Genomic DNA, 14,889 nt, shown 5'->3' on the forward strand with positions numbered 1-14,889 from the left:
CGCGTGGGTATGGAGATGCCCGACGCGGTCAAGTGGCTGCTGCCGATCGTCGTCGGGGAGAGCTGGCCCGAGGGCGACGAGACCAAGCTCCGCGCGCTGCGGGACGCGTGGCACACGGCGTCCTCGGCGATCGCGCCGGTGTCGGAGACGGGCAACGTCGCGGCGTCCGGCATCCGCGACAACTGGACAGGTGACGGCGCCGACGCGTTCGCGGAGCAGTGGAAGAAGTTCGTCGAGGGCGACGAGGCGTACTTCAAGCAGCTGGCCGACGCGGCGAAGGCCCTCGGGGATTCGTGCGACCAGACGGCGCTGGACGTCGAGTACACGAAGTACATGATCATCATTTCGCTGATCGTCCTGGCGGCCCAGATCGCGGCGATGATCGCGGCGGCGGCGGTGACGTTCGGCGGCTCGACGGCGGGCATCGCGCCGGCCCAGATCGCGACCCGGATGACCGTGCAGATGCTGTTCCGGCAGCTGCTCGAGAAGCTGGCGCAGCAAGGGTTCAAGCAGGTCGCGAAGGAGCTGCTGGAGACGCTGCTCAAGCAGGGCCTGAAGAAGATCGGCATGGAGGTCCTCAAGAACGAGGCGATCAACCTCGGGATGGACGCGGGCATCCAGGGTCTGCAGATGGCCAAGGGTGATCGCAAGGACTGGGACTGGTCGAAGACCTCCGACGCGGCAATCTCGGGCGCGGTCGGCGGAGTCGTGGGCGCGGCTTCGGGATCGATCGGGCGCGGGGCGACCGAGGGGCTTTCGCACAGCGCCGGAGGGCAGATCGCGGACGCGGCCATGCGGGCCGGAGCGCGGGGTGCGGTCGAGGGCGTTGCGCAGACGGTCGGCCAGGCGGCCGTGACCGGGGACCTGGGGTCGTTGACGCCGGAGCAGCTGCTGATGGGCGCTTCCAGCGGGGCCGTCGGGGGTGCGGTCGGGGGCGCCAAGGAGCAGATGCACTCGGTTCACGAGGCGAACATCCCGCGGGCCGACTCGGACGGTGAGCCGGGTGGGTCGGGGGAGTCGCGTTCGGAACCGGAGTCTCGGAGTGAGTCTTCTTCGGAGCCGGAGTCTCGGAGTGAGTCCTCTTCCGAACCGGAGTCGCGGGGTGAGGCCGAGTCTCGCGGTGAATCTTCATCGGATCCCGAGTCCCGGCGTGAGTCCTCTTCGGAGCCGGAGTCACGAGGAGAAGAGCCACGTCGCGAGTCCTCTTCCGAACCGGAGTCCCGCAGTGAGGCGCCCCGCCGCGAGGCAGCCTCCGCACCCGAGTCACGAGGTGAAGAGCCTCGCCGCGAGGCCTCCTCCGCACCGGAGTCGCGGAGCGAGGCACCTCGTCATGAGGCCTCCTCGCAACCCGAAACCCGTGGCGACGCCTCCTCCGGTCCGGAATCGCGAAGCGAGGAACCACGCCGCGAGTCCGCGCCGGAATCGCGAGGCGAAGAACCGCGGCGCGAGCCGACTCCGGAGGCGCGGACGGCGGCCGAGCCGGAGGTCCGGCGAGAGCCCGATTCGCAGCAGCGTGCGGACAGCGGACCGCAAGCTCAGCCGGCCGCGCCGCACCCGGTCGCCGAGCAGCGGGCTCCCGAGGCGTCGCCAAGCTCGGAGCGTCCGATCGCGGAGCAGCGCGAGGCACCGGCTTCGGCACCGAGCCAGCCATCGACGACCGGCAGTTCTTCCCAGGGCTACGGAATGGCCCCGCCGCCGGGAGCCGGCCCGGAACCGGGCCGGCAGAGCGGCGGCCGTCCCCAGGACAACGTCGGAGCGGCCGGCTTCGCAGGCGGCCCGAGCCAGCCGTTCGCGGCGGACAGTGGGCCGGCACCGTTCCAGAACGGGCCTGCACCGCAGCAAGCGCCACCTCAGGGCGGGTTCACGCCCCCGCCGCCACCGGGCGGGATGCCGAACGGCGGCGGTCCGGGACCCTCCGGTGGCTCCGGTCCGCGACCGTCCGGGCCGTCGACCGCCGGCGAGCAGCCGCGCCGGGTCCAGCCGCCGGACCCACGCCGGATGCTGCAGGGCGGTCAGCCGCCGATGCCGCCGGGCGGGTATCGCCCGGGTGGCCAGTCCCCGCAAGGTGGACGGCCTCCGCACGGCACTCAGCCTGGTGGGCAGCCGGTCGGCCGCCCGCATGGCGGCCAGGCAACGCAGCCCGGCGGCCAGCCGACGCACGGCGGGCAACCGGGCCAGCCGCCGCACGCCGGACAAGGCGCACAACCCGGCGGCCAGCCACCTCACGGAACACCACCGGGCCAACCGCCCCACACCGGACAAGGCGCACAACCCGGCGGCCAGCCACCTCACGGAACGCAACCTGGCTGGCCGCCGCATGGCGGCCAGGCAACGCCACCCGGCGGCCAACCGGCCCACGGAGCGCAGCCGGGCGGGCAGCCGCCGTTCAACGGGCAGGCAACTCACCCCGGCGGACAACCGCCGCACGGAGTGCCGAACGGGCAGCCGCCGCATGGCGGGCAGGTGAATCAGCCCGGTGGGCAGGCGCCGCCCGGTGGGCAGGCGCCGCCGCCCGGCGCTGTGTCGCCCGGCGCTGTGTCGCCCGGCGCGATGCCGCCGCACGGTGCGCCTTCGGGGCCACCCGGGGCGCAGGGTGGGCAGCCGGGGGTGCGGCCGCCTCAGGGTGGGATGCCGGCTGGGGGACAGCCGCACGTGCCGGGGCAGGCGCCTCAGGGCGGCTTGCCTCCGCAGGATCCGCGGCGGATGCCGCCGCATTCCGGGATGCCGCCGCAGGGTGGGCAGCGCCCGCCGATGCCCGGCGGGCAGCGTCCGGCCGGGTATCCGAATCAGCCTCGCGGTCCGCAGGGGCCTGGGCCGCACCCCGGTGGACGGCCGCCGATGCCGCCTCCACCGGGTGGACGGCCGCCGCATGATCCTCGGCTGGGGCCGCCTCGGCCTGGTGGGCCGTCGCAGGTTCCGCCGCCGCGGTTCGGGCCGCCGCAGGAGCAGCTGCCGCCGCGGGGACCGTTCGAGCCGCCTCGGCCGATGGACCGCGCGCCGGAACAGCCGCGGACACCGCGACCGTCCGAGCAGCCTGCTCCAGGCGAGCCCACGCAGCAGCCGGTGGCTGAGCAGCCGCCGGTGCGCGAGCGGCCGGTTGAGCAGCCCGCCGCCGAGCCTGCTCCGGTGCGGGAGCACCCTGCGGGCGAAGATGCGGGCACCGGGCACGAGCGCGCCCAGGAACGCCCGGCCGGGGAATCCGCCGCCGAGCGACCGGAGCAGCACGCGCCTGGGCAAGACCGGATCAGCGAACAGACGCCGGCCCACGACCACCCGGCCGAACAGCACACACCCGGCCAAGACCAGACCGGCGAACAGACCCCGACCCACGACCACCCGGCGGAACAGCACACACCCGGGCAAAACCGGCCCGGCGAACAGACCCCGACCCACGACCACCCGGCGGAACAGCGTGCTCCCGAAACCGAGCACCCGGCCGAGCAGAGAACGCCCGACCACCAGCAGCCGGCCGACGACAACTCGGCCGCCGGCGAGCGCGAGCCCTCCCCGGAGCGCGCCGGCGATGAACACCCCGCGGACGAAAGCCCCCTGGGTGACCAGGAGCCGGCCGCAGCGCACGACTACGGGCAGCCCGGCCTCGACGAGCCCTACCTCACCGACCCTCGCTTCCACACCGATGATCCCGCCGGCATCCGGCGGATCGAAGACACGTTCATGGACTCCGGGAAGACGAGCGACCAGGACGGTGAGTGGCGGCACGAGCAGCTCAACCGCGAGGCGCGGGCGAAGCGCGACGAGTGGCACCCCGGTATGTCCGACGCCGGGGCCGTCGCCGTGCACGCCTATACCCGGACCGAGATGGTCGGGCCGCTCAACCACGCGCTGCGCATGGGTGGCCCCGAGCTCGTCCACCTCGCTCCGCAGGCCGCCGCGCTGGTCTCCGGGCTCAATGAACTTCCGCCGCATGAAGGCGTTGTCTCGCGGCGGGTCGACTTCAAGGGCGATCTCGCGCGGCTGCAGGCCTTCCTCGCGCGGTTCCACGATGGTGCGCACATCACCGAACCGTCGTTCCTGAGCTCGTCGAAGGTCGACGCCCAGCACCCGCGGAGCAACTTCCCCGGCGAAGTCGAGATGCGGATCCAGTCGAAGACCGGTCGTGACGTCGAAAAGCTGGCCAGCATCGGGCACGAACGCGAAGTCCTCTTCAAGGCCGGGACGCAGTTCAAGATCACCGGCTTCGAAGAGGGCCCTGGTCACCCCAACCACAAGCCGGCGCCGGTGCGCGGCGAACCGCACTACGTCGTGCATGCCGAAGAGATCGCGCCCGGCGACCCGGGGCACCTCACCGACGGCGATGCCCACGACGCCATCGAGCAGCGCCGTGCCGGTGAGCGTGCCGATGAGGACCGCTTCCAGCGCGAAGCCGACAAAGAGCTCGCGGAGTTCTACGAGAAGTACCCCCAACACGCACCGAGCAACGACCTGGCGTCGAAGCTCAACCCCTTCGACCCCCCGGGTGCCGAACCGCTGCCCGAGCGACGGCCACCGGCCACCGGGGAGCCGGAGGGTGGCTGGGCGCAGCTTGCCGAGCCTCTTACCCCTGGTGGTCAGCCTGTTCTGCACGCCGGGTCCGTCGAGACGCCGCAGCAGCACGCTCGCCTCGTGCGGGACGCCGTCCCTGAGCTCGGTGGGGTCAACACCCGCAACCACTACAGCCCGGACGGCCTCGAGAACGGCTACCGGACCAACGCCGCCGAATCGGTGGCCGCCTTCGATCGGCGGATGAACGGCGAGGACGTCGTGGCCGGGCCGGCCCGGCAGCAGAGTCTCGGCGAGCAGCTCGGTGGGCCGTGGGACAGCCGGGGGAGCTTCGACGACGTCGCCCGTGACCTCGGGGAACGTCCGGTCGGCGCGCGCAGCGCCGTCGCCTTCGAGACGCCCGCCGGGGAATCGCGGCTGGTGGCCGCGGTGCACACCGAGCACGGGGTCCTGTTCGCCGATCCCGTCACCGGGCGGCTCGCCGAGCTGCCGCACGACGCCACCGGGATCCACACCACGCCGCTCGGGGGCGGTGACGCGCCCCAGCACCACGGCGTGCCCCAAGACGGCGTGCCCCAAGACCATGAGGGGCCGCAACACCAGGAAACGCCGGCGATCGCCGACCGGCTCAACCCGCAGGCCGAACGCATCCCGCACGACGAGGGCTACCTCTTCGACGGCGAGCACCGCGGCACCCCGGCCGACCACGAGAGCATCCGCCGGGCGGTCGGCGACGAGGACATCTACCAGCAGGTCCACGACCGCGCGCTGGCCCGCCGGGACGCCGCCGGGCTGCCGGTGACCGACGACGGTGCCGTCGCGCTGCACGGCTACACCCGCGGCGAGTACGCCTACGACGTCAACGAGGCCCTGCGCCGCGGCCCCGATCACCCCGGCTTCGACCTCGCGCAGCAGAACACCCGCGCGATCATGGACGGCCTCAACCACATCGCGCCCGAGGCCGGCGAGACCGTCCGCGCCTACGACGTCGGCGGCGATCCGCGGCTGGCGGACCTGGTCGCCAAGCCGTACGAGCCGGGCTCGGTGGTCGTCGAGCCCGCGTTCTCCAGTGCGTCGATCAAGACCGGCGAGCTCTCGACGTCGAAGTTCGGCGACGACATCGAGTTGCACGTCCGGTCGGACAACCTGCGCGACATCTCGAAGCTCGCCGAGAACCCGGGCGAGCGCGAATCGCTGTCGCCGCCCGGGACCCAGCTGCTGGTCCACGAAAAACGGCTGGAGATCTCACCCGAGGGCCGCCGCAAGTGGGTCATCGTGGCCGAGGAGATCGGGCCCGGCCACCCGCGTTACCTCGAACCCGAGGCCGCGCGGGAGAAGATGGCCGAGCGCCGCGCCGAGAACGACCACAACGCGGCCGAGTTCGAACGGCGCAAACAGGCCGCGATCATGGAACGGCTCGGCGGCCTCGGCGAGCCCGAGCACGTCGCCCCGCAGCCGGACCAGCCGTCGGTCCACGACGTCCAGGATGCCCCGGCGGAACCGCAGCCGGCCCCGGTTTCGGTGCACGACTACTCGCGGCTGGCCCGGGCGACGAACCCGCCCGCCGAACCCGCGATCCACGCTGGCGGGACGACGGAGAGCGAGCGCGCGGCCTACGTCCAGGACCGCCACCCGCACCTGCGCGACGTCAACCCCGGCTTCCGCGAGCCCGGCGCGTTCGAAAACGGCTATATGACGAACTGCACGCGCGGCCCCGAGGCCTACCTGGACCGGCAGCGCGGCGGCAACATGACGGCCGAGCCGATCCTGCCGCACGAGATGGGCAGCCGCGGCACGCTCGAACACCTCGAGGGCCGGTTCGGGGAGACGTTCTCCGCGCGCGGCAGCTACGACGACGTCATCCGCGAGATGCGCGGGATGCCGGTCGACCACCACGCCGTGGTGGCGGTGAAGTACCCGGGCCCGAACGGCGTCGAATACGGGCACGTCGCGATGGTCGTGCACACCCGCGAAGGCGTCGCGTTCATCGACCCGCAGTCCGGCGACCTGATGCACCTGCCGCAGCCGCCGAGCAGCATCAAGCTGATGCACGTCGGCACGCCGGACGAGGTGCACGCCCGAACCGAGCACAGCCAGGCCGAGCACAGCCAGGCCGAGACGCACGGCAGCGGCTACGGGGCTGCGGAGCAGGTGGGCGCGCACGCGGCCGCCGAGCGCTTCCTCGGCCGCGAAGACCTGCGGACCGCGCTGGCGCACCCGGACCTGGCGAACGCGCGCGTCGAAGCCAAGGACGAGCTCGGCCGCGCCCACGACCTCGGCCCGCTCAAGGACTACCTCGAGGCGCAGCTGCCCAACCGGCCCGAGCTGGTCCGGCTGCTGAGCGACGAGGCCAACGCCTACATCGCCGACTCGCTGGCCAGGCGCCCGCTCGCGCTGGGCAACCTGCTCGCGCACGACGAGGCCGTGCGGATCTTCGAGGACTCCCTGCAGGACGTCCACCAGCAGCGGGAGCACGGCACGCTCCCGGAGGAGATCCCGGCGGAGCCGCAGCACATCGAGCTGGGCGAGACCGAGCGGCGGGTGTCCGAGGAGGCAACCGCCGACAACGCCCGGTACGAGGACGCCGACCGTCGTCAGCCGCACTACCCGAGGGAGCACCTCGGCAACGCGACGGAGTTCAAGACCTACCTGGACGACGTGTACGCCCGCGCCGAGGTCGCGATGGAGAAGCTGCGCGAGGTCGTGCCGGACATCGCGGCCGAAACCGAAGGCGAGCCGGACCTGCGCAAGACGCTCAAGGGCCGCGGCCGCGCCGAGGACAAGATCGAGTCCAACTACGGCGGTGACCCGTCGCGGCTGACCGACATCGCCGGCGGCATCGTCCGCTTCGACAAGATCGAAATGCTGTACGCCGCACTGGAAAAGATCCGCGCGCGCGACGACATCGAGATCGTCGAGTTCGAAGACCGGTTCGTGAAGCCGCAGCCCGCCGGGTACAGCGACCTGCAGATGAAGGTGCGGATCGACGGGCACGTCGCCGAGTTCCGGTTGCACCTCAAGGCGGTCGACGCCGTATCCGCCTACGACCACGCGCTCTACGAGGTGCGGCGGGACATCAAGGCCCGGGCCGTCGACGAAGGTCCGGGGCCTGATCCCGAGACCGGGAAGAAGCGGGCGCGGCCGTACACCGCGGAGGAGCAGGCCCTGATCAACGCCCTGCTGAAGCGGGAGCGGGAGAAGTTCTGGGAAGCGCTGAACAAGAGGCCGGAGCAATGACGATCGAGACGCCGGCGTACTTCCGGCACCACGACAGCCCGTACCGGCTCGACAAGACGGCCGACGGCGGGCTGGCCGGGTACATCCTGAGCTGGACGACCGGGCGGTTCGAAGAGGACAACGACAAGATCGACGACGTCCTCTTCGCGCAAGCCGGGGACATCGGGGCCCTGACCGAGCAGCAGTTCGTCATCCGGACCGAGGATCTGCGGCGGGAGTACCTCCGCGGCGGGGGACCGATCTTCGCCCTCTACGACACGATCAGCGCCATGCACTCGGTGGCCCGCGAGGAAGGGCGGCCGCTCAGCCGGGAAGAGGCCGCGCTCAAGGTTTCGCTGTACCGGCGCACCTTCAAGATGTGGGAGGACGAGTTCGCCCGCCGTGACGCCGGCGAAGCCCCGACCTTCACCTTCACCTCGGTGTTCGCCCGATGATTCACGTGGAACATCGCCTTTCGGCCGACGAGCAGCGCACTCTCCTGGTGCAGCTGGGAAAGCTCGTGCGCGAGCACCGCGTCAACGCCGCCGTGCCCGCCGTCGCCGACTTCCGGCAGATCGGGAAGCACACCGAGACCGCGGGCCACAACACGGCAATACCGGACGAGCTGGCCGACATCTTCACCGCGCTGCGGGCCGGCATGTACACCGAAGGCCGCGGCACCTGGCTGCAGGCGCGGTTCGCCCTGAACGCGGACGGCAGCTTCGACTTCGACTTCGCGCTCGACGACGATCCGGTGTGGACCGACCCGCCCGAGCCGGCCGCCTACCCGGAGGAACTCGCCACCTTCCCGCGGGCCGACGAGCACATCCCGGACTGGTGGCGGCTACGCGCGCAGCTGCCGCTGGGCGTGGTGTTCCGGACTGCCGACGTCGGCGGGCCGGACGTCGAGCGGCCGCCGCTGACCGACACCGAGGTGCCGCTCGTGCTGCAATACCTCGAGCGGGAAGCCGTCGTGCACGAAGACGGCGACGAGCGCTTCCACAGCGACGGCACGTGGATCTGGTCCGAGGCGGTCCCGCTCCTGCTCGCCGAACACGGTGTGCCACCGGAGCCGGACCTGGTCGCGCACATCCGCCGGCACCACTTCCAGCCGCCGTACGTCGAGCCGCTGGTGCGACGGACCGCCGAGGCGGACCTGCTGGGCAAGCCGCGGCCGAAGCCGGGGCGCGCCGACGTGAAGAAGACCGCCGGGGACGTCGTCGCCGAGCTGGAGACCACGCCGGACCCGCAGCTCGACGACGAAGAACTGCTGACCGTGCTGGTGCGACGGCTCGGCGAGCACGGGGTGTGGCCCGAGGCGTACCGGGTCGGCGAGCGCGCGGACGGCGCGTGGTGCCTCAACTACACCCCCGACGGCTGGGAAGTCGCCGCCTACACCGGCGGGAAACCTCGCGAACCGAAGTACTTCGCCCGGCTCGAGTACGCCGCGCAGCAGCTGCTGGGCGCGTTGCTGCTGCACCCCGCCCGGATGACCGCCGGGCACGAAACACCGCTGGAAACCGCGAAAGAGCTCGACGACTGGCCGGTGCACCCGGCGTCTGGTGAGCCTCCCCTCACCCTGCTCCGCAACAAGCGCATCACCAGGCTGGTGGCGGGTACGGTCGTCCTGCGCTTCGGCGAGGAACCCGGCAATCTCGTTCACCACGGCGAGGTACGGTTCGCCACGACGTCGCTGCCGCTGGAACGCGAGCGGCTGCGGCGGAGCTACCGGCTGAGACGCCCGCTGCACGTGATCACCGGCATCACGGTTCCGTGGGCGAACCTGCCGGGTGGCGCGGTGGCCTTCGTGCTGCCGAAGACGATCGCCGAGCACGAGTCCGACGGAAGCCTGGAGAGGATCGAGTAGGTGGAAGCGGCGGAAGCGATTGCCAAGGTCGGCCAGTGGCTGCGTGCGGTGCACGGCCCGGACGTCTCCGGTCCCGCCGGGCTCCGGGTGGACACCGAGAAGGTGCTGCGCATCCCCGAGGGCTGGTCGGTGCCCTACAACACCATCGCGTTCCTCGACGAGGGCCGGCCGGAGAAGGAGATCTTCCCGCCGCCGTCGGTCGTCGTCCGTGAGCCGGACGGCGAGCTGCGGCAGGCGCACCCGCACCCCGGCGGCTTGTCGGTGCCGGTGGCGTTCCCCGGCCAGGAGAACTGGCGCGAGGTCGTCGACCCCGAGTACGTGAAGGCCGGGCTCGGCGAGCTGGGTGTGCCGCTGCAGGCCGTCGCGGGCTGGGTGAAGGTCGACGCCGAGGGCAACCAGACCGGCGAAGAGCGGGAGAACCCCGAGTACAAGGCCGGGCCGATCCGCCGCGGCTACCCGAAGCCGGACAACACCCTGGAGACGCTGCTGTCGTTCGGCAGCGTCGGCTGGCTGACCCGGGAGCTGCTGCTCATCGGGCTGATCCGGTGCGAGGTGTTCATCCCGCTCGACCTGGAGACCGGCAAGACCGACCGGTTCTACTTCGCCGAGGAGCGCAACGAGCTCAAGGTGTTCAGCTCGACCCGGCAGCTGCCTTCGCGCGAGCACGGCTGGTGGAAGGTCGACGTCGCCACGCTGGCCGAGTTCGAGCACCCGCCGAACCTGGTGATCAACGGCGGCCCGACGACCATCGAGGACGTCTCCAGCGGCGAGCTCGCGGAGATCGTCAAGCGGTTCCCCCGGCACGAGCCGCGCATCGACGTGCACGGACGCTGCCCGGAGGCGGAGGAGGACCTGATCCGGGTCGCCACCGAGACCGCGGCCCGGATGGGCCTGCCGGATCCGGTGAAGCCGCCGCTCCTGGCGGCCGAGAAGGCCCGGCGGCGCGGCTTCGAGCTGACGGCCGAGGAGTGCGCGAAGACCGTGCTCGGCGAGTCCTGGCTCAAGCGGATGAACATGCCGGAGCCGCCGCGCAGCAAGCCCAACGACCTGCGCGCGAACGGCCTGGCCCCGGCGTACGACAACGCCGGGCGCACGGTGCCGCGGCTCGACACGTTCGGCAAGTACTTCGAACGGGACCTCGACGGCTTCCGCTACGGCTGGCAGCGCGTCACGGGCGCATACGTCGGCTTCGCGCTCGGGGAGGCACTCGGCGCGGCCGTCGACCGGATGATGCTGCACGACATCCACGCGAAGTACGGCATCGAAGGCGTCACGGACCTGATCCCGGCGTTCGACCAGCCCGGCCGGATCGGCTCGCTGACGCAACGGCTGCTCTTCTACACCGAGGCCGTGATCCGCAGCCCGCACCGCGAGCAGCCGGAATCCCGCGAAGCCGAGCAGCTCTTCCCCGACGTCGTCCGCGGGGCGCTGCAGCGCTGGCTGCGGACCCAGGGCGCGCCGATGGACGCCATCGACGGCTGGCTCGTGCAGGTCCCGGACCTGCACGCCCGGCGCGACATCGACGACGTCGAGCTCAACGCCTACCACCAGCTCGCGACCGGGGCCGCCGGCGCGCCGCCGATGAGTGGCCCGGCCGCGCTGATCCCCGCGTTGGCCGCCGCGCTGACCATGGCCGGGCCCGGCAGCGGGCTCAGCGGCGGGGCGCGGCAGGCGGTGCGCGAACTGGCCGGCGTCACCCACCCCGACGAGCAGGACCTGGCCGCCGCGACCTACCTGACCTGGCTGTTCGAGCACGCACTGACCAAGGACCCGTTCAGCTTCCCGGTCTGGAACACCAGCCGCGAGGTGCTCAACCCGGACAACCAGTTCCAGCAGGGCCCGGAGTGGACGGCGATCAAGGACATGGTCGCCGAGTCGGTGCCGTTCTTCGGCGAGCACGGGCTGCCCGACCTGCGGATGCCCGAGCTGATCGGTGACGGCAAGACGACGTTGTCCGTACTCGGACGTGCTTTCGCCGCGTTGTCGGGCTTCGAGAACTACCCGGAGCAGGCGCTGCTTCGCGCCGTCAACCACTCCGGCCGCAGCGCGCTCACCGGGGCGATCGCCGGGGCCCTGCTCGGCGCGCGCACCGGGATTCCCGGGCTGCCCCAGAAGTGGGTCGACCAGCTGGAACTGCGGTACCTGGTCGAGCAGGTCGCTTCGGACGCCTACTGGCACTTCGACCGGCACTCGGCGCTGAGCGCCCTCGGCGACGTCTGGATCGAGCGGTACCCGCGGCATTAGCGCGAGGATGGGGAGAATGGACGAGGAGAATGCCGCCGCTCGCGCGCGGGAGTGGCTGCGCGCGCAGCCCGGCGGCGACCGGCTGCGGATCCGGCCGGAGCTCACCGCGCGCCGCCCGGACGGCTGGAGCTTCCCGGTCAACGCGGCCGGTTACCTGGACGGCACCGACATCGGCGCGGGCCTGTTCCCCAGCCCGGTGGTCGTGGTGCCGGACGACGGCGGCGAGATCGGGTACGACCGGGCGGCAATGGCGAGCACGCCCGCCGAGGCCGAGTGGCGGCCGGACGTCGACCCCGAGTTCGACGAGAAGGCGTTCCCCGAGCTGGACCTGCCGGTGCGCGCGATCCACGGCTGGACCAGGGCGAACGGCGAGTACCGGGGCAACGAGCAGTACACCCCCGGCCCGGTCTGGCGCGGCTTCCCGGCCCCGGCGACCGACGCCGGGAAGCTGCTGAACTACCTGGCCGCGAACTGGATCAGCCGCGCGGAGTTCGTCCGCGCCCTGCTGGACTGCGAAGTACTGGTTCCGCTGCCCGATGGCGGGCCGTTGCTGCGGCCGGTGCCGGGCAAGGGCGGGCACGAAGTCATCGCCTACAGCTCGTCGGCGAAGGTGCCCGGGCGCTACCCCCGCCGCTGGCGGGTGATGGTCCGGGACCTGCCGCCGTCGACGGGACTGACCCTCGATCCCGGGACCGGACTGGTCCGCAGCCTCACCGCCGCCGAACTGGGTGCGACCGGCGAGCGCCGGCCCATCGTGGAAGAACCCGCGCCGGAAGCCGGGCCCGAGGTCGCCGAGGCACTGCCCGCGCTGGTCGCGGAGTTCGGCGTCGAGCCGCCCGACCTGCTGGAACGGCACCTGCGGTACGCCTTGGACCACGCCCGCGACCAGCACTTCGAGCTGACACCGGACGAATGCGTCCGATACCTGCGCGGATTCGCCTGGCAATGCCGCAACGGCGTCCGCCGCCGGGCCGGCCAGGAGCCGGAATGGCCCCCCGACCTCAGCGCGAACGGCCTGATCGCGCACGTCGGCGAAGACGCGCGGCCGCGGCCGGTGCCGTGGACGTTCGGGAAGTTCTCCGCCTTCGGGACGCCGCCCGACCGCTTCGCGTGGCACCGGATCGTCGGCGCGTACGTCGGCTTCGCGATCGGTGACGCCCTCGGCGGCGGCGCGGACCCGGCCGGCCCCCTGCCGCTGGGCGGTCTGACGCGGCACCTGCTGTTCCACACCGACATCGTGCTGCGCGGCCTGCCGCCGGTGCCGACCGGCGAAGTCCCGGCGACCCTGCCCGAGCCGGACCCGGTCGGCTGGCTCGCCGTCGCGACCCGGCACGCCGGTCCGGCACCCGCCGAATTCTCCGCGCTGCTGGCCACGGCGTTGGCCGCAACCCCGGCCGGCGCGGTGGCACTGGCGGACGTCGACGGCGAGCGGTACGCGAAGGACGTCGCCCGCGAGCTGACCGGCAGCGCGGCCGGCGCCGAGGTCACCGAGGGCGTCGAGCTGCTGATTGCCCTGCTCCAGGGCCTGCTGACGCGGGAGCCGTTCGCGCTGCCGGTGCACGTCCGCCTGCACGAGGTGGGTGGCGACCTGGCGGCCTCGACGCTGGCGCTGCGCGCGGACCGCGATGCCGACGACGTGACGCAGCTGGAGTCCATCGGCGACGGCCGGAGCGTCCGGTCGGTGCTCGGCCGCGCGCTGTTCGCCACGGCCAAGCGCGGCTACGACCCGGAAGCCGCGATCCGGCTCGCCGCGCGGTCCGGCCCGGTGGCGGGCGCGATCGCCGGTGCGCTGGTCGGCGCCCGGGTGGGCGTGCCCGGCCTGCCCTGGGCAACCGAACTGCCCGACCTCGGCCTCCTCGAAGACGTTGCGAGCGACGTCTTCTGGTACTTCAACCGCAACGGCCTCCAGACGGAGACCGCGGAACACCCGCGTTGGGAGTGCCGGTACCCGAGCGGCCGGTTCACCCCGGAACCGAAGGGACCGAGCTTGCGATCGCGACTGCGGGGCAGCCTGCTGGCCGGGGCGATCGGCGACGCGCTGGGCGCGAAGACGGAGTTCGACTCGATCGACCGGATCCGCGAGATCGCCGGGCCGGACGGCATCACCGACTTCATCCCCGCGTACGGCGGCGTCGGCCGGATCACCGACGACACGCAGATGACGCTTTTCACGCTCGAAGCGCTGATCCGGGCGCACGCCCAGCAGCGGAAGACCGGGTCCGCGGACGTCGTCCACTCGCTGCAGCTGGCCTACCAGCGCTGGCTGCACACCCAGGGCGTCACCTGGGACCGGGCCCGGGGCCCGCAGTCGGCGGTCGAGGCGGCCGACGGCTGGCTGTGCACCCACCAGGAGCTGTTCAGCCGGCGCGCACCGGGGCTGACCTGCTTCGGCGAGCTGGAGGCGTACGGCCGCTCGGGTGTCCGGGGCACCATCGACCGGCCGGTGAACAACTCGAAGGGCTGCGGCGGTGTGATGCGCGCGGCGCCGATCGCGCTGTGGTCGGACGACCTCGCCGAGGTGTTCCGGCTCGGTGCCGAGAGCGCGGCGCTGACCCACGGTCACCCGAGCGGGTATTTGTCGTCGGGGTGCTTCGCGGTGGTCATGCACGAGCTGCTGCACGGAAAGCCGCTACTCGCCGCCGTCGCGACCGCGCGCGCCGAGCTCGTGAAGCACCCGGGGCACGAGGAGCAGAGCGCGGCGCTCGACGCGGCCTTGGCGATGGAGGGCCCGCCGACACCGGAGAAGCTCGAACGGCTCGGGCAGGGCAACGTCGGCGAGACGGCGCTGTCGATGTCGGTGTACGTCGCGCTGACCACCACGGACGCCGACTCGGCGTTGCTCGCGGCGGTCAACCACAGCGGCGACAGCGATTCGACCGGTTCGGTCTGCGGCAACCTCGCCGGCGCGATGTACGGCGAGGAGGCCCTGCGGGAAAGCTGGCTGGACCAGCTGGAACTTCGCGAAGTCATCGTCGGCCTGGCGGACGACGCGCTCACCGAGTTCGGCCCGGATGCGCCGGACGACGACCGGTGGTTCGCTCGGTACCCGGTCGACTAGGTTC

General features: G+C 72.3%; 5 protein-coding genes. All 5 read left to right on the plus strand.

The window, feature by feature from the left end:
* The first annotated feature begins 9 nt into the window (after positions 1–9).
* From ACLJQF_RS14410 to ACLJQF_RS14430, 5 genes are read left to right on the plus strand one after another with little or no spacing between them, the layout of a single operon-like run.
* A complete protein-coding gene (locus ACLJQF_RS14410; protein ID WP_410608978.1) occupies positions 10–7,737 on the plus strand; it encodes a toxin glutamine deamidase domain-containing protein in 7,728 nt (2,575 codons plus the stop codon).
* The gene (locus ACLJQF_RS14415; RefSeq protein WP_410608980.1) at positions 7,734–8,171 is read left to right on the plus strand and encodes a hypothetical protein; all 438 of its coding nucleotides are present in this window, start codon (positions 7,734–7,736) and stop codon (positions 8,169–8,171) included. The genes ACLJQF_RS14410 and ACLJQF_RS14415 overlap by 4 nt, the downstream gene beginning before the upstream one ends.
* Entirely contained in the window at positions 8,168–9,583 is a 1,416-nt protein-coding gene (locus ACLJQF_RS14420) for a TNT domain-containing protein (RefSeq protein ID WP_410608982.1), read from the plus strand. Before ACLJQF_RS14415 ends, ACLJQF_RS14420 begins: the two co-directional genes overlap by 4 nt.
* Positions 9,584–11,827, plus strand: a complete 2,244-nt coding sequence (locus ACLJQF_RS14425; protein ID WP_410608983.1) for an ADP-ribosylglycohydrolase family protein — start codon at positions 9,584–9,586, stop codon at positions 11,825–11,827. It abuts the gene before it with no gap.
* Between the two features lie 16 nt (positions 11,828–11,843).
* On the plus strand, positions 11,844–14,885 hold the full coding sequence (locus ACLJQF_RS14430) for an ADP-ribosylglycohydrolase family protein (protein WP_410608985.1): 3,042 nt from the start codon (positions 11,844–11,846) through the stop codon (positions 14,883–14,885).
* Positions 14,886–14,889: the final 4 nt, after the last annotated feature.

This window comes from Amycolatopsis sp. lyj-109 (genome assembly GCF_046548995.1).
Taxonomy (GTDB): Bacteria; Actinomycetota; Actinomycetes; order Mycobacteriales; family Pseudonocardiaceae; genus Amycolatopsis.

Coding starts and splice junctions, on each gene's coding strand:
- ACLJQF_RS14410 (WP_410608978.1), top strand. CDS start 10: ATGGAGATGCCCGACGCGGTCAAGTGGCTGCTGCCGATCGTCGTCGGG.
- ACLJQF_RS14415 (WP_410608980.1), top strand. CDS start 7,734: ATGACGATCGAGACGCCGGCGTACTTCCGGCACCACGACAGCCCGTAC.
- ACLJQF_RS14420 (WP_410608982.1), top strand. CDS start 8,168: ATGATTCACGTGGAACATCGCCTTTCGGCCGACGAGCAGCGCACTCTC.
- ACLJQF_RS14430 (WP_410608985.1), top strand. CDS start 11,844: ATGGACGAGGAGAATGCCGCCGCTCGCGCGCGGGAGTGGCTGCGCGCG.